Here is a 15,853-nt window from a genome sequence, read left to right on the forward strand (position 1 = left end):
TGCATAACATTTTGTCGTTTTAAGCAGCTTTATTTTTCTCAGTACAGATTAGGTTAACTACTTTGTTCCATTTATCACTCAGTTTAGTTGTTCTTAATGTGAGCATATTTTGAGCTCCAATTTTAGACCAACGTTGTCCAGAGAGTTTCATTCTTTTTTGAACAACCTCCCTGTTAGCTGCTTCTATGGCTCCAGATCCTATAATACCTGCTCCTGTATTTTGATATTGCTGATAGTCCATACGCGACCTATTTTCGGTATAATATGTGATAAGTTGGCTTTGTTGTTTACGTTGATTTTGCTTTGTCAATTCTAAGTTTTTGATATTCTCAATGACTTGATTTACTTGACTGTTTTTTAGTAGTTGCTCCTGTTGACCAACCCAACTGTTATATGACTCTTGATTAGAGAGACAAACCTTAGCAAAATCGTGTAAATGTTCTAAAGCATGATACCAATCCAATATTTGTGTGGCAAAAGGGTAATGTTGATCTACCCATTTCCATATCCATCTAGCACCATCACCAACAAAAATCAGTCGCTTATCAATACTCCTGTAACAGCCTAAGTATCTATCCATTCTATCTGTAAACTTATCAGCTTTGCCTAAATATGCTTCATACAACGAATGGCGTATCCATCCACGTTTATTTGATATGTCCATACAGCTACTCTGTTTAAAAATTCTGCCTAATTTTACTTCTTTCCAAGCCTCTTCCCGAGTGAAAAGCATCGACCCATCGACCATAGCATATATGCACTCTTGGTTATCTACCTTAAGAATATCAGGTTCAACGGCATCAACCTCCAATACTTTTTCTTGCTCTAATAAACCACCATAAAAGTCTGTGACTCTGTAAAGCTGCATCGCATTGACTGAAACACCTAGAAGATTCGATAAAACTTCATGACCATCTCCATAACAATCGTTTTGACCAATATAAATCATTTTGTCTTGCATATAGGGACTTATCTTAAATCCATTGACTTTTTCACTAAAGGGATGAGTGTTGTTAATCTCTATCTTTCCGTAACGTGATAAGTTTTTTTTTACGCCTGTCTTTAGATGGTTCGCTTATACTTCTCTCTAAAACCTCTCGACCATAGTCCGTCCATATTTGATCAAAAGTCTTTTCGTAATCATAGTAACTCTTTATGTTTGATAATTTTGCTATCGCTTGATAACGCTTCTTGGCTTGGGCTAAAAATTCCTCTTCGCTAATCATAATGGTGTCGCTTTTAAAAGTTAATCCTTAAAAATAACTATTTCGCGACAAAATGTTATGCACCCTGTAAAACTATAAGAAAATGAGTTCTGTTTTTATTTGTATTCAATGGTAAAGAAAACCCATCGGGAGATCTGTGTAGACAAATGTGAAACGACCAAAGATGATCTAAAAAAGGTATTTACGGATACCGATGAAGATATTTTAGAAGAAATAGCAGATGCTATTAACAAACACGGAAAAGACTACGGTATTGATACTGATGAAAAACTACAACACTTTCTGGCACAAGCCGGACATGAAAGTAGTTTTGCTCCCGCAGGAAAAGACGAGTTTGAAGCTTTTGAAGAAAACCTGAATTACAGGTGGGCCAAGCTAGGAACTAAGGATTACTGGGAAAAATACTTTAATACTGTTGCCAGTCCTACGGCAGATTCCACAAAAGCAAACCCCAACGATTATAAGCGAGATTCTACATCTATATATGTAAACAAACAAAAATTTGCAAATAGAGTGTATGATGATACTTACAGAAGCGCAAAAACTAAATTAGGAAACGTAAATACCGGAGATGGTTATAAATTCAGGGGACGCGGTATTTTTCAGCTAACAGGAAGGTATAACTACCAGTTGTTTACTACATACTATCAAAGCAGGTATGGTAGCACATTGGATTTTACTACCAATCCGGGCTTGGTTGCTTCCGATACATTCACAGAATACACCAGGGCATCGCCCATTCTGACTTTATGCAGATATATAAAGGAATCTATAAATTCCAGTTCTTTTTTCAAAGCAATCAAATCATAATTTTTACTTTGTAAAAAATAGCGGTATACTTTCGATAGTTTACGTGTAAATTCTTCGGCGGCATTGGGATTGTGTTTTATTTCCGAAATCAATACATTCAGACTGTTAAACAAAAAATGAGGGTTTACCTGATTTTGCAATACCCGATAATCTGCCTTGAGTTTTTCTTGTTTATAATGTTCGGCTTTCAATAACGAGTTCTGCCATTGCTGGAAAAAATTGATGGTCATGGAAACCCCAATAAAAACCAATAAAAAAACAACCGAACCTACAAATATAATGACAGGCGCACGGGGATAGACCAATGACTGCCCATTAATGAAATACCAAACCGTAAAAGGAAGAGCAATAGAAATAAGAGCCCACAGAATAATAAAAACGAATTGAATAACCATTCGTTTTTTAGGAAAATCGAACCATGGTAGTTTTTGATTCAAATAACGGTCAAAAAACAGACTTCCCTCGGTACTCATATTAAATAACAAAATGTAAAAAAACAGAAAGACTTGTCTAGAAATGGTCGAGTTATATTTTATATCATTGTCGTGCATAACAAAACTCACCAATTTCAATACAAGAATGGCGTATAACGAAACCAATACGATACGAATCAACATCTTTCTGATACTCTTTGTCATTTGTAATTTCAACAAATCTAACTAGGGCGTGTTAACACTAAGCCAAAAATTGTCTTTTTTGCTCTTTTTCTGCCTTTTTTCGTTAGTTTTTTTAAACGTAGCTCGGCTATGTTCTGCAAAAACTGCCTCAAAATCCAAAAAAATAGCTAAAAAATCCATGATTCTCGTTTAGTGTTAACACGCCCTAATAAAATAAAAATTAACTTCTTCTATTTTATATCTATTTTCCTTTAGGTGGAACCCATACAATCCCAACATTGAAAAATGGAGCGGCTTCTGAATCAAATTCCAGCACATTATCATCAGCACCTACAAAGTTATACCTTTGGTTGGTACTGAGTCCGTCATAAGCTTCCAAACGGAGGATTTTGGTTAATTGATAATTAGCCAGAACCCCAAAATAGGCACGCGAATAATTTATTTTATCCACATCGGGCAAATTCCTATCTCGGATATTAAAATTAGCTCCATTAAGTGCATACTTCAGCCCCAATTCCAACTTTTCATCGGGCAATAGCGCATAGGTGTATTTAAAATTCACGGGTAAGATAGCATTCACTTCGTGTTTATTGTTTTTGTACTGAAAATTAAGAACAGGTAACACTCTAGGAGTTCCAAAACGATTCGTATTGGCAACACCAGCACCTATTTAACTTATCATTTAGTGTTCTTGTTGCAATTACAGCCCCTTGAAAAACAAAATCACCTGAACTTAACTTTTCTTCAAAATCTGACACAAGAGTAGGTTTTAGATTGACCATTAATCCCCATTTTTTATTCCATTGGTGTAGTATTACTAATTGATAATAAAATTCTTGTAATTTTTTATCATAAGGGTTTGAGGCTAAAGAAGGAAAATCATTCATCGTAGCTTCTACAAAACCGTAGCCTACACCATTAATCAATACCGTTTTATTGTTTTTTAACCTTTTTGGAAAATTTACAAAAACACCAAATTCTTGAAAATCTATCTCTTGATTTTCAGAACCGTCTTTTACTTCAGATTTTAAGTAATTGTTGTACTGAATTCCTGCCAATTTAAAATCTTGACCATACCCTTCTGCCACTAAAACGACCATTAATAAAGTAAGAAAACCCACTTTATTAATGGTTCTTATTTTGTTAAAATGCATATATCTTATTTCTCAACCCAAGTAATGGTTTTGTTAAAAAATCCAACGGATAATTCAATATTCAATTCCTTTTTATTTGGAATAAATGTTGTGTCGTACCATTTCTTACGTTTTGGAGAATATACTTTGCCTTTCCATTGCCCTTCTACCTGTTTTACATCTTTAACCATTAATTTCCCTATTTCAGCTTTTTCATTGTTAGATGAAACTATCTTTCCTGTATAGGCTTCATTTTCTTGTGCTATTTTAATAACGGTGTTTTGTTTTCCAACAACCCATTCTCCAACTACACTTTCTGATTGTGCATAAATAGTGATGCTAAATAATGTCATTAATACTAATGTAATTACGTTTCTTAAATTTTTCATTTTATTGTTTTTACTTGTTTAAACTGTTGTGCATTTTAAATAATGCTGATTTTAATATTGTTGATATTTCTATCAAAGAAAATTTGTTGATGTATTGAATTACAGTTAAAGCAGATATCTTAGATATTATTCTTGTTTTAAATCCTTCAAAAGTTTTAGCATAGTTTCTTCGAATCATAAACTGGTCATATAATTGTGAGAACAAAGTTTCTATACGTTTTCTAGATTTTCTAAAAATATAAGCTTGTTTCTTATACTGATTTTGATTATTTCTCATTGGTGTATTTAATTTAATATCATAGGTTTCAAATAAATTAAGTTGAACTTCTGCGGATAAATATCCTCTATCACCAATTAAAGTAGCGCTTTTAATCTGCATTTTAACCGCTTTAAGATAATTGATATCATGTACAGATGCTGGACTAAAATCGATACTCTGAAAAACACCGCTCACAGAACAAATTGCGTGCAACTTATACCCGTAATAATTAGTACCTTGAGATGCACAATAACCTTTGTCTGGAAAGGTATGCATTGTTTCTTTGCAGATTTTAGAACGATAACTCCTTGATAATTTGCAAACTTCCAAAGGCATACTGTCAACGATAAAATAATTCTCAAATTCATTAAAGTAGGAAGCTAATTTTAATCGAATACTGTCCAAATGATCTAATAATCTACGCCTTCTTTTGTTATAAACATTTCGTTCTATTTTCTGGTAAATTGCAATTGGGAGTTTCCTAAACAAATCATTCTCGCTATCAATTCCCATAAATTCTACCGTTAAACTTAAACTGATGAGTTCTAAATCACTAAGTTTAGGTTCACGCCTTTGATAAATTAAAAGTTGTTCTTTTGATATTTTTCTTAATACTTCCAATATTCTTTCGTAATTTGCATTTAAGTTGTTCATTATAAATGATTTGTGATTAAATCAATTTACTGATTTTCAGTAAGATGAACAACTTTTTTGTCCTAAATCATAATGCACAACGGGTTATATCTTATTAGGTAAAGAAGTTTCACCTGAAAATGCGGCTAAATTCTGCCGGGAATATGGATTAAATAAATTTATCAAAGAATTCCCACAAGGGTATGCCACAATTTTAGGTGAAGAAGGAATTAATTTATCAGGTGGGCAAAAACAGATCATTGCTCTTGCAAGAGTATTATACAAACAACCGCAACTACTTATTTTAGATGAGGCTACTTCTGCTATGGATAGAAAAACAGAGAAGTTTAGTATTGATCTTATTTCTGGGTTAAAACAGAAGATGGGAATTTTATTTATTTCTCATCGCCTGGAAACACTAAAAAAATATGCTGATACAATTTATGTTTTAGAAAATGGCACTATAACTAACAGCGGAAATCATCAGCAACTCTTGAAGACTCCTAATTTTTACAGTGAATATTGGGGTTCTATTAACACCGATTAAACGAGCTTTCATATTTTGCTGCTTTTCTATGTCATTTATATAAAGAATAACTCCAATTTTCACATTAATTCAAAAAATTTAAACAGACACCTTCGAATGAAATTTTGTACATTTATTGATATAATTTTTAGCTAAAACTGATTGTGAATAGTAAGATAATTCCATTTTATTGTTTTATCATATTGTTTTCTTTTTGTCAAAAGAAAGAATCAAAATATACTAGTTCCCAGGTATTTCGATACAATGAACATTCCAATATTACTTCATTAGATCCGGCATTTGCAAAAGACCAAAGAAATATATGGGCAGTACATCAACTGTATAATGGGCTGGTGCAATTGAACGATTCTTTGCGTATTGAACCTGACATTGCAAAACGTTGGAATATTTCCAAAGACGGAAAAACATATACATTTACGTTAAGAGATGACGTCTATTTTCACAAGCATCAATTATTTGGTGCTAAGGCTACAAGAAGGGTAAAAGCCGCCGATTTTGTATATAGTTTTGAGAGGTTGACAACTCCTGAAGTGGCTTCACCCGGGGGGTGGGCCATGCAGCATGTAAACGATTTCAGAGCGTTGAATGATTCCGTTTTTCAAATACAGCTTAAAAAAACGTTTCCGCCTTTTTTAGGTTTACTGGCAATGAAATATTGCGCTGTGGTTTCCAAGGAAGCCGTAACGTATTTTGGGGATGAATACAGAGCAAACCCTATAGGAACAGGCCCTTTTCAGTATAAGTTGTAGGTAGAAAACACCAAGCTGGTTTTAAGAAGAAATCCAAATTATTTTGAGAAAGATGATAAAGGGAATAGATTGCCCTATCTGGAAGCTATAGCGATCACTTTTTTACCGGATAAGCAAAGCGAGTTTTTACAATTTATCCAGGGGAACCTGGATTTTATGAAGAGCCTGGATGCTTCGTACAAAGATGATATACTGTCAAATAACGGGCAGTTAAAAGAGAAATATAAAAAACAGATAGTCATGCAAACAGGGCCGTATTTAAATACGGAATATCTGGGTTTTTATTTGGGAAGAAATGAAGAATCAGCCATTAAAAATAAGTGGCTTCGGCAGGCAATTAATTATGGATTTGACAGGAAAAAGATGATAACATTTTTGAGAAACGGCATTGGAGCTCCGGCATTGAACGGTTTTATTCCTAAAGGGCTACCTTCTTTTAATGGACAAAAAGGCTATGAATACAATCCTGACAAAGCCAAAAAACTTATGAAAAGATATATTAAAGAAACTCAAAATTCATCACCGGAAATCACCATTACTACAAATAGTAATTACCTGGATTTATGTGAATTTATTCAGCGAGAACTGGAAAAGATAGGCCTTTCTGTAAACATCAACGTTATTTCGCCTTCTACCTTACGCCAGGGTAAGGCGAATGGGAAACTTCCTGTTTTTAGAGCCAGTTGGATTGCCGATTACCCGGATGCGGAAAATTACCTGTCTTTGTTCTACAGTAAAAATTTTACACCTAACGGGCCTAATTATACCCACTTCAAAAATGATACTTTTGATGCACTTTACGAACAATCTGTTTCCGAAGTAGTCATGGAAAAACGACACCGGCTATACCAAAAAATGGATAGTATTTTAATTGCAGAAGCCCCGATAGTTCCATTGTATTATGATAAAGTGATTCGTTTTAATCAAAAAAATATAGTTGGATTAGGAATAAACGCCATAGATATGTTACACCTGAAAAGGGCCAGGAAATATTGATTTGATTAGTGTTTGTTTTGCTTTATATCGGGAAAAACGCGAAGAATTTGAAACGGAATATGACACTTTTAAACTCGGAGTTTTGATTCGGCAAGCAAGAGAAGAAAAAGGGCTTACCCAAGATCAGTTGGCTGAATTGGCAGGAACAAATAAATCTTACATCTCAAAGTTGGAAAGGAACTTAAAGGACATCCGTTTTTCAACTTTGCAGCGAATTATAAACGAAGGGCTGGGTGCGCACCTGGATATATCTATCAGGTTTGAATAAAGGGATCTATGGAAAATAGGTATATAACTTGTATTTACATTGATTTGAAAAAGATCTCTAATACCAAAAAGAATACTAAAGTATAACAAAGTGGTAGATTTTTCGGAGGTATATCAAAATACGAGTTCTTTAATTTTCTGTTTCATACGTTTTTTAACATCCGTAGGGTAGGAACGCTCTCCCATAAAAACATCTGCCATAGCTTCACAAAAACGTTGTCCATATCTTTTCAATAACAGATTTCTGATGGTTTTTTGCTCGTAGAAAAATTTGGCCAACCATTCACCTGTTTTTAGTTCCGGAAGTAATTTTTCTTGTAATTTTTCGATATAAATTCTTTCAGCCTCGTTTGTATTTGACGGAGCTTCCACAATGGCTTGCGCTGCTAACATCCCGCTGTAAATAGCATTGGAAATCCCTTCTGCGGTAACCTTTAGATTAGCAAATAGAAATAATTACTTAAAATAAAAACATAATAGTTATGATGAAATTTCTTTTTTTGCTTCTTTTTTTCTTTGTTAATAACTCTTATTTTGTTGATAACCAAAAACACAAAAGAACGGAGTGAACTTTAGCGGCCAGCTAGCTTTTTAGAGCCATCCCCCGTATTAGTCTCCGTTCTTTTTAAAAGTTACTTAGAACCATATAGAATTTCAGTTTCTGCCCTTATTAAAGGTCTTAGTTTAAGTAACTATTATTAATATCTAATTACAAAATTATGAAAACAAATGAAATTATCGGAATCGATGTCAGTAAATTATTAATTGATGTTTGTATCTATTCTAAACAAATTGTTCAACAGTTTGAGAACAGTAAATCTGGATTTAAATTAATGCTAAAGTGGAGTTTTAAAAATTCGTCTTTCTCTAAAGAAGAAACCATGTTTGTATTTGAACATACAGGAATGTACTCTCATTTATTATCTGTGTCTTTAACTGAACAAAAATTATCTTTTTTCATAGCTTCTGGTTTAGAAATTAAAAGATCTATTGGTATTGCTCGTGGAAAGGATGACCAAATTGATGCCAAACGCATTGCTCTATATGGGTATCGATTAAAAGAAGAACTTAAACCCAGTAAGCTACCTAAAAGAAGTATATTACAACTAAAAAGTCTCTTATCTTTAAGGACAAAACTTAACAAACAAAGAGCTGGTTTTAAAGTTACTTTGAAAGAACAAAAAAGAATTTATAAAGCAAAAGAGTATAAAATAATCTTTGACGTTCAACAAAAAATGATTGCAGAACTAACCAAACAAATACACAAGATTAATACTCAAATGCAAGCTATTATTGACCAAAATATAATGTTAAAAGAAACCTATAAACTTGTTACTAGTGTTAAAGGTATAGGAATGCAAACTGCTATAATGATGATTGTGTTTACTGACAATTTTTCAAAATTTGAAAACTGGAGAAAGTTTGCCTCTTATTGTGGTGTTGCTCCTTTTCCTTACCAATCTGGAACTAGTATTAAAGGACGTACAAAAGTCTCTCATTTGGCTAATAAAAAATTGAAAGCAATTATTAATATGTGCGCTATTTCTGCTATACAACATAACCCAGAAATGAAATTATACTATCATAAAAGAATAAAACAAGGCAAAAGTAAAATGAGTACCGTTAACATTATTAGAAACAAATTAATAGCAAGAGTGTTTGCCGTTGTCAAACGACAAACACCCTATGTAGATACTTTTAAATTTGCTGCATAAATTAGTAAAAATAATATCTCAACTTTTACTTGTTTTTATCATAGAATACGGGGTCTGCAAAACCGGCAGCATCTCCTGTCAGAAAAACATTGTTTTTTACAAAGCCATCCGTCCTTGATGTTACGGGAATTTGAAACCCGTGTTGTGATTCACTAAGGATGGCTGTCAAACCGATACTTGCCAGATACTCCTGATAGTATTTTTTTAAATTTATTTTTGCCCTTCTTGCAGATGCAATTCCAACTGACAGGTGATTTTTTTTAGGGAAACTCCATGCATATCCATAAGGAATAGCATCCATGTCAAAACGAACTTCTTTAGAAAAAAGGTCAAAGTTTTCATCGGAAACCTGTACTTCATATTCCAAAGCAGGAATTAAAAAGCGTGTATCTGTTTTCCATCCGGCCAATTTAGCAGTAGGACTTAGTGCTCCGTCTGCCGCAATCACAAATTTTGAAGTGATCGTTTGTTTGGAGGTAGTTATCGTAATTTTATCATTTTGATGTGTTATGGCTTTTAATTTGTTATCTTCTAATAATACCACACCTAATGCTGTTGCTTTTTCTGTCATGAGCTTGTCAAATGCATCTCGCATAATCATCGTAATGATAGGTTGTTCTCTTTCTGTTTTAAAGTGCAACTTTTTACCTAAGTAGATATCTACCTTGTAAAATTCTCTTTCCACAACGGAAGAAATATCAAAAGGCAATGCTTTACGTCCTCTGTATACAAAACCTCCGCCGCATGTTTTATAACGAGGTAGCGTTTCCTTTTCAATAATGACGGTAGAAACGCCATTTTTAGCCAGATGAAATGCTGTACTAGCTCCCGAAGGGCCACTCCCGATAATAGCGACATCAAAGTATTTCATGATTTTTAATTTTGAACAATATACTAGTGAGACCTTTGCAAAATAGTGATATATTCCGTATTTGAATTGATTTGACTTCAAATTTCTTCCTTCCCGAAAATTTTAAATCCTCAAAACCAATGGGTTATTCCGGTTGAAAATGTTCTTCGGGTGTCGAACTTTTTTGTCAAATCAATTCGGCAAAGGTCTCCTAATGCTATTTATTTTGAGATGCTTATAGAAAATATTTTTTATTGAATAGATTCTTTAGGTGCTTAATGCAGTTTAAAGTTAAAAAGTTTGAAAGGTAGGTTCCGGGTTAAAAGTCAAATATTTTATACGAATTATTGCTATTTTTAACTGCCTTTTCAGTTCTTTCTCTATGCGTATCAGTAATAAAAATCTGTCCGAAAACATCATCATGAACCAAATCTATGACCTGTGCTACTCTCTTTTCATCTAATTTATCAAAAATATCATCTAACAGTAAAATCGGTACTATCTTGGATTTTTGTTTCAGAAACTCAAACTGTGCTAATTTTAACGCAATTAAATACGATTTTTGCTGCCCCTGAGAGCCAAATTTCTTAATAGGGTGATTCCCTATATCAAAACTCAAATCATCTTTGTGAATTCCCACACCGGTATATTGCAACATTCGATCTCTTTCTATGGATTGTTCCAGTAATTTTTCCATAGAACCTTCGTGTAAATGACTTTTATAATGTAAATTCACTTGCTCTTTATTCCCGGAAATCATTTGGTATTTGGCATTAAAAATGGGCGAGAATTGCATCAAAAATACTTTTCTTTTTTTGAAAATTTTAGTCCCAAAAACGGGCAATTGCCCGTCATATACTTTCAAATTTAACGCATCGAAGGTTCTGTTGGCTCTAAAGTACTTTAACAATGCATTTCGCTGTATAATGATCCTATTATAAGAAATCAAATCTCTTAAATATTCTTTATCCAACATGGAAATAACGCTGTCTATAAATTTTCTCCTGACATCACTTCCTTCAACAATTAAATTACTATCTGCAGGTGAGATCATCACCAGTGGCAACCGACCGATATGTTCGGAGAGCTTGTCATATATTTTTCCATTCCTTTTTAAAACTTTCTTCTGTCCTTTTTTTAAACTGCATACTATTTTTTCTGTCCTGTCTTGTAAAACATAATCTCCGTTCAATACAAAAAAAGATTCCCCGTGTTTTATGTTTTGGACAGCTACAGGATTAAAATAACTTTTTGTAAAGGATAAATAGTAAATGGCATCTAATACATTTGTTTTTCCAATACCATTATCGCCTGTAAAACAATTAATCTTCTCATGAAAGTTAAATGTTTTATCAGTTATGTTCTTAAAATTCAGTATTGAGAGTTTTTGCAAGTGCATTATTAAGAATGATTCAAGAGTGCGCAAATTATTGAAAATTTTACAAATCCAATTAAAAAAACTATTTTTGCGCCAACAATTTTTAAAAAATATGGCAACATACAAAAAGAAAGGAGCCAAACCTAAATGGAAACAAGGACAGCAGGCAAAAGGTACAGGTGGCGCTACCGCCGAAGTTTTTAACACATTGGATGAGACGGCTTCAAAATCGGAACAGTGGATCGAAAAAAATAGCAAACCTCTGTTTTACGGGTTAATCGTGGTTGCTACCGTCATTCTGGGGTTTTTAGGATACAATAAATATATTGTTGAGCCTGCGGAAATAGAAGCGTCTAATGACCTGGCATTTCCGAAAAAATATTATGATGAAGCTGCTACTACAAGTATCGCCAGAGATTCTCTTTTAAACCTCGCTTTGGAAGGTGCCGAAGGCAAATATGGTTTTTTAGATATAGCCGCCGTACATAGTGGTACAAAAGCAGGAAATTTGGCAAATTACTATGCCGGGTTGTCTTATTTACAATTAAAAGACTACAAAGAAGCCATCAATTATTTGGAAAATTTTTCCGCAAATGATGAAATGTTAGGAGCTGTTGCTTTAGGTGCCATTGGTGATGCTTTTGCCGATATAGATCAAATGGAAGATGCATTGTATTATTACGAAAAAGCAGCTACTAAAAAAGACAACGAATATACGGCTCCGTTGTTCTTATTTAAAGCCGGTACCATTGCTATGAACGAAAAGCAATTTGGCAAAGCATTGGATCTGTTCACTCAAATTAAGGAAAAATACCCTAATTCCAACCAGGGTAAAGATATTGATAAGTACATTAGTATGGTTACCTATGTTCAATAATGGCTACCGAGAACTTATCACACTATGATAAAGCAACCGTACCGGACGCGACACCTTTTCGATTTGGAATTGTGGTTTCCGAGTGGAACCCGGAAATTACTTCGAACCTTCATAAAGGAGCTATAGCAACATTGCTGGATTGTGGTGCAAAAAAAGAACATATCATCTCCCGGACCGTGCCCGGAAGTTTTGAGCTGGTCTACGGCTGCAAAAAAATGATCGATTCTCAAAATGTAGATGCCGTTCTGGCAATAGGTAGTGTCATACAAGGCGAAACAAAGCACTTTGATTTTGTTTGTAACGGGGTTACACAAGGAATTGTTGATTTGAATATAAAATATGATGTTCCCGTTATTTTTTGTGTCTTGACAGATCAAACAAAACAGCAAGCTATTGACAGATCGGGAGGGAAACTTGGAAATAAAGGAATTGAATGTGCCATAGCCGCTGTAAAAATGGCAGCATTAAGACAGATTTAACAAGATACTTTTTAACATATCTTGACCACTACTCTTTTATTCTTTACATTTGACATACTAACAAAAACCGGTGTGGTTTTTGTTAGTAAATGCAGCAGTAATCACTTATGGCAATATTTAAGAATAAAATAAGGAAATTTGAATATAAACCCAGGTATTATAAGGGAGAAGGAAGTCCCTATGCAATAGAACATAAATTTGATAAATATAGAACCACCCTTAATAACAAAGGACTCAAAGCAAAATTTACCAATGCTATTGAAGAGCTTAAAAACTCAAAAGGGAAAGGTATAAATAAGACCATACTTATAATTGCTAGTATTCTCGTTTTATATTTTTTATATATTATAGATTTTGACTTGTCAATATTTTTTACCTCCAGTAAATAAATGTCAGATATCATTCAACTTTTACCGGATCATGTTGCTAACCAGATAGCTGCAGGAGAAGTAATACAAAGACCTTCTTCTGTTGTAAAAGAGCTGTTGGAAAACGCCATTGATGCGGGAGCTACGGATATAAAACTGCTTGTAAAAGATGCCGGTAAAACTTTGATCCAGGTAATTGACAACGGCAAAGGTATGAGCACCACAGATGCCCGCATGTGCTTTGAAAGACATGCGACTTCTAAAATCAAAAATGCTCAAGATTTATTTGATTTGCACACCAAAGGTTTTCGCGGGGAGGCTTTGGCATCTATTGCGGCCATAGCACATGTAGTGCTCAAAACCAAACCGGAAGGAGAAGAGCTCGGAAATCAGATAAAAATAGAAGGGAGTAAAATCATCAGCCAGGATTTTGTTTCTTCGGCTGTCGGAACCAGTATTGCTGTTAAAAACCTATTCTATAATCTTCCCGCAAGAAGAAATTTTTTAAAATCAGATGCCATAGAAACTCGCCATATGGTAGATCAATTTCAAAGAGTTGCACTGGCACATCCTGAAATTGCGTTTTCATTACATCATAATTCAAATGAATTGTATCATTTAAAAGCTGAAAATCTCAGAAAAAGGATCATCGCTATTTTTGGTAGTAAGATGAATGAAAAATTAGTTCCTATAAACGAGCAGACGGCTATTTTAACAATGACCGGGTTTATTACCAAACATGAATATGCCAAAAAAAAGAGAGGGGAACAGTTTTTCTTTGTCAACCATCGTTTTATTAAAAGTGCTTATTTAAATCATGCAGTGGTTGCTGCTTTTGACGGTTTGCTGGAACAAGGCGCATATCCTTCTTATTTTTTATATTTAACGGTTCCTCCCCACAGTGTTGATATCAATATACATCCTACCAAAACAGAAGTGAAGTTTGATAACGAAAAAGATCTGTATGCGATCATCAAAGCTGCTGTAAAACATAGTTTGGGACAATATAACATTGCTCCCGTACTGGATTTTAACAAAGATCCTAATTTGGACACTCCTTATCATTACAATAAAAAGGAGACATCATCTGTTCCGAAAATAACCGTAGACCCGAATTTTAATCCTTTTGAAAAACAAGAAGGAAAAAGAATACCAATTCCCCAAAAAAGAGAACAAGACTGGGAAGTGCTGTATTCCGATTTAGAGCCGGATACCTCTCGGATCCCAAAAGAATTGTTTGAAGTTGACACCCAAAAAGAAACCGGAAAAACATTTCAGATACAGAAAAAATATATCTTGAGTTCTATTAAGTCGGGAATCGTTCTCATTCATCAATCGCAGGCGCATCAACGCATCTTATATGAAGAATTTCTAAAAACCATCACTATTAAAGAAGTCAATAGCCAACAATTATTATTTCCGGTAAACATTCCCTTTGCTACTGCCGATATGGAAATGCTACAGACTATTAAACCGGATCTGGAAAGTGCAGGGTTTGTTTTTACGGAATTTACCAAAGAAAGTATAACGGTTACCGGGATTCCGGTTTCTGTTACCGATAGCCAGGCATCTTTGGTTATTGAGCAGTTATTGGAAGATGTTAAATCGGAAATTCCAAACACAGGTTTTAACCCTTTTGATGTGATGGCCAAATCTTTTGCCAAAACGCTGGCTGTTAAAACAGGTACATATTTATCAGAAAAAGAACAGGAAACTTTGGTTTACGATTTGTTCTTATGTAAAGAACCCGCTATTTCGCCGACAGGAAAAGCTACCTTTAAAACACTAACGTTACATGAATTAGATTCCTTATTTACCAATTAAAATGAATAGACTTACTGACGCCATAAAACATTTAATCATCATTAATATTATCTTATTTATTGCTCCGCAATTTTTGAATATTAATTTAGCAGATGTACTCGCTTTGTATTTTCCTCAAAATGAGCATTTTGGATTTTGGCAGTACATAACACATATGTTTATGCACGGCAGTTTCCCCCACATACTTTTTAATATGTACGGCTTATGGGCTTTTGGAACCCCTTTGGAACAAATGTGGGGACGAAATAAATTTTTATTCTTCTATTTTTCGGTTGGAATCGGAGCGACGGCAATTTATACGTTAGTTAATTATTATCAGTTTAATGGTTTTTATGAAGCTTTAGTTACTAATGGATTAAATAGCTCTGATATCAACTCAATTTTAACAACTGGTAATTATAGCAGATATGCAGATATTATTACCTTAAATAATGCTGAACTCACAGAATTTTATAATCTGTTTCATACTCCTGCTGTAGGCGCTTCCGGAGCTGTATATGGAGTATTAGTCGCTTTTGGTTTGCAATTTAAAGACGCTAAACTTGCATTGATATTCTTCCCTGTTCCTATTGCTGCCAAATATTTTATACCCATATTAATTGCAATAGATTTATTTTTTGGTATGACAAAATACTCTGTAGGAAATATTGCACACTTTGCTCACATTGGCGGCGCACTTTTTGGTTTTATCATTGCCTATTATTGGAAAAACAAACAATTTAATCGTTGGAGTTAG

Annotated in this window: 17 protein-coding genes and 2 pseudogenes; 9 read left to right on the forward strand and 10 right to left on the reverse strand. The window is 34.0% G+C overall.

Translation table 11 applies throughout. From position 1 onward, the window contains the following. Positions 1–19 precede the first annotated feature (19 nt). The 7 genes and pseudogenes from GKR88_11015 to GKR88_11045 all read right to left on the reverse strand — a co-directional run bounded on the left by GKR88_11015 (position 20) and on the right by GKR88_11045 (position 5,088). Positions 20–961: a hypothetical protein gene (locus tag GKR88_11015; GenBank protein QMU64765.1), complete on the reverse strand. Its 942-nt coding sequence runs from the start codon at positions 959–961 to the stop codon at positions 20–22. A gap of 52 nt (positions 962–1,013) precedes the next feature. Continuing rightward, the gene (locus GKR88_11020; protein ID QMU64766.1) at positions 1,014–1,226 is read right to left on the reverse strand and encodes a hypothetical protein; all 213 of its coding nucleotides are present in this window, start codon (positions 1,224–1,226) and stop codon (positions 1,014–1,016) included. A 647-nt stretch (positions 1,227–1,873) separates the two neighbouring features. Next, complete coding sequence (locus GKR88_11025; protein QMU64767.1) at positions 1,874–2,674, reverse strand: hypothetical protein; 801 nt, start codon at positions 2,672–2,674, stop codon at positions 1,874–1,876. 220 nt (positions 2,675–2,894) lie between these two features. Beyond that, the gene (locus GKR88_11030) at positions 2,895–3,233 is read right to left on the reverse strand and encodes a hypothetical protein (GenBank protein ID QMU64768.1); all 339 of its coding nucleotides are present in this window, start codon (positions 3,231–3,233) and stop codon (positions 2,895–2,897) included. A 46-nt stretch (positions 3,234–3,279) separates the two neighbouring features. Next, a complete protein-coding gene (locus tag GKR88_11035; GenBank protein ID QMU64769.1) occupies positions 3,280–3,807 on the reverse strand; it encodes a hypothetical protein in 528 nt (175 codons plus the stop codon). 5 nt (positions 3,808–3,812) lie between these two features. Beyond that, positions 3,813–4,175 carry a DUF2147 domain-containing protein gene (locus tag GKR88_11040; GenBank protein QMU64770.1) on the reverse strand — a complete coding sequence of 121 codons (363 nt, stop codon included), beginning with the start codon at positions 4,173–4,175 and terminating at the stop codon, positions 3,813–3,815. Between the two features lie 35 nt (positions 4,176–4,210). Beyond that, positions 4,211–5,088 (reverse strand): annotated as a pseudogene (locus tag GKR88_11045) (IS982 family transposase). An 88-nt stretch (positions 5,089–5,176) separates the two neighbouring features. On the opposite strand from GKR88_11045, the gene GKR88_11050 reads away from it, so the two are divergent. From GKR88_11050 to GKR88_11060, 3 genes and pseudogenes are all read left to right on the forward strand, one after another. Further along, entirely contained in the window at positions 5,177–5,614 is a 438-nt protein-coding gene (locus GKR88_11050; GenBank protein ID QMU64771.1) for an ATP-binding cassette domain-containing protein, read from the forward strand. Positions 5,615–5,769: 155 nt separating this feature from the next. Next, positions 5,770–7,359 (forward strand): annotated as a pseudogene (locus GKR88_11055) (ABC transporter substrate-binding protein). Beyond that, the gene (locus GKR88_11060; GenBank protein ID QMU64772.1) at positions 7,355–7,627 is read left to right on the forward strand and encodes a helix-turn-helix domain-containing protein; all 273 of its coding nucleotides are present in this window, start codon (positions 7,355–7,357) and stop codon (positions 7,625–7,627) included. Before GKR88_11055 ends, GKR88_11060 begins: the two are co-directional and overlap by 5 nt. 113 nt (positions 7,628–7,740) lie before the next feature. On the opposite strand, the gene GKR88_11065 is transcribed toward GKR88_11060, so the two are convergent. Then, positions 7,741–8,019: a hypothetical protein gene (locus GKR88_11065; protein QMU64773.1), complete on the reverse strand. Its 279-nt coding sequence runs from the start codon at positions 8,017–8,019 to the stop codon at positions 7,741–7,743. 326 nt (positions 8,020–8,345) lie between these two features. On the opposite strand from GKR88_11065, the gene GKR88_11070 reads away from it, so the two are divergent. Further along, positions 8,346–9,341, forward strand: a complete 996-nt coding sequence (locus GKR88_11070; protein QMU64774.1) for a transposase — start codon at positions 8,346–8,348, stop codon at positions 9,339–9,341. Between the two features lie 25 nt (positions 9,342–9,366). On the opposite strand, the gene GKR88_11075 is transcribed toward GKR88_11070, so the two are convergent. Next, the gene (locus tag GKR88_11075) at positions 9,367–10,212 is read right to left on the reverse strand and encodes a geranylgeranyl reductase family protein (protein ID QMU64775.1); all 846 of its coding nucleotides are present in this window, start codon (positions 10,210–10,212) and stop codon (positions 9,367–9,369) included. 298 nt (positions 10,213–10,510) lie between these two features. Continuing rightward, on the reverse strand, positions 10,511–11,590 hold the full coding sequence (recF, locus tag GKR88_11080) for a DNA replication and repair protein RecF (GenBank protein ID QMU66694.1): 1,080 nt from the start codon (positions 11,588–11,590) through the stop codon (positions 10,511–10,513). A 91-nt stretch (positions 11,591–11,681) separates the two neighbouring features. Here recF and GKR88_11085 point away from each other — a divergent pair, with 91 nt between their 5' ends. From GKR88_11085 to GKR88_11105, 5 genes are all read left to right on the forward strand, one after another. Continuing rightward, positions 11,682–12,446: a tetratricopeptide repeat protein gene (locus GKR88_11085; protein QMU64776.1), complete on the forward strand. Its 765-nt coding sequence runs from the start codon at positions 11,682–11,684 to the stop codon at positions 12,444–12,446. Then, entirely contained in the window at positions 12,446–12,925 is a 480-nt protein-coding gene (locus tag GKR88_11090; protein QMU64777.1) for a 6,7-dimethyl-8-ribityllumazine synthase, read from the forward strand. Before GKR88_11085 ends, GKR88_11090 begins: the two co-directional genes overlap by 1 nt. Positions 12,926–13,032: 107 nt before the next feature. Next, positions 13,033–13,314, forward strand: coding sequence for a riboflavin synthase subunit beta (locus GKR88_11095; protein QMU64778.1), 282 nt, complete (start codon positions 13,033–13,035; stop codon positions 13,312–13,314). After that, positions 13,315–15,117, forward strand: a complete 1,803-nt coding sequence (gene mutL / locus GKR88_11100) for a DNA mismatch repair endonuclease MutL (GenBank protein ID QMU64779.1) — start codon at positions 13,315–13,317, stop codon at positions 15,115–15,117. Position 15,118: 1 nt separating this feature from the next. Then, positions 15,119–15,853: a rhomboid family intramembrane serine protease gene (locus tag GKR88_11105; GenBank protein ID QMU64780.1), complete on the forward strand. Its 735-nt coding sequence runs from the start codon at positions 15,119–15,121 to the stop codon at positions 15,851–15,853.

Source organism: Flavobacteriaceae bacterium (assembly GCA_014075215.1).
Classification (GTDB): domain Bacteria; phylum Bacteroidota; class Bacteroidia; order Flavobacteriales; family Flavobacteriaceae; genus Polaribacter.

Coding starts and splice junctions, on each gene's coding strand:
- GKR88_11015 (QMU64765.1), bottom strand. CDS start 961: ATGCAAGACAAAATGATTTATATTGGTCAAAACGATTGTTATGGAGAT.
- GKR88_11020 (QMU64766.1), bottom strand. CDS start 1,226: ATGATTAGCGAAGAGGAATTTTTAGCCCAAGCCAAGAAGCGTTATCAA.
- GKR88_11025 (QMU64767.1), bottom strand. CDS start 2,674: ATGACAAAGAGTATCAGAAAGATGTTGATTCGTATCGTATTGGTTTCG.
- GKR88_11035 (QMU64769.1), bottom strand. CDS start 3,807: ATGCATTTTAACAAAATAAGAACCATTAATAAAGTGGGTTTTCTTACT.
- GKR88_11040 (QMU64770.1), bottom strand. CDS start 4,175: ATGAAAAATTTAAGAAACGTAATTACATTAGTATTAATGACATTATTT.
- GKR88_11065 (QMU64773.1), bottom strand. CDS start 8,019: ATGTTAGCAGCGCAAGCCATTGTGGAAGCTCCGTCAAATACAAACGAG.
- GKR88_11070 (QMU64774.1), top strand. CDS start 8,346: ATGAAAACAAATGAAATTATCGGAATCGATGTCAGTAAATTATTAATT.
- GKR88_11075 (QMU64775.1), bottom strand. CDS start 10,212: ATGAAATACTTTGATGTCGCTATTATCGGGAGTGGCCCTTCGGGAGCT.
- recF (QMU66694.1), bottom strand. CDS start 11,590: ATGCACTTGCAAAAACTCTCAATACTGAATTTTAAGAACATAACTGAT.
- GKR88_11085 (QMU64776.1), top strand. CDS start 11,682: ATGGCAACATACAAAAAGAAAGGAGCCAAACCTAAATGGAAACAAGGA.
- GKR88_11090 (QMU64777.1), top strand. CDS start 12,446: ATGGCTACCGAGAACTTATCACACTATGATAAAGCAACCGTACCGGAC.
- GKR88_11095 (QMU64778.1), top strand. CDS start 13,033: ATGGCAATATTTAAGAATAAAATAAGGAAATTTGAATATAAACCCAGG.
- mutL (QMU64779.1), top strand. CDS start 13,315: ATGTCAGATATCATTCAACTTTTACCGGATCATGTTGCTAACCAGATA.
- GKR88_11105 (QMU64780.1), top strand. CDS start 15,119: ATGAATAGACTTACTGACGCCATAAAACATTTAATCATCATTAATATT.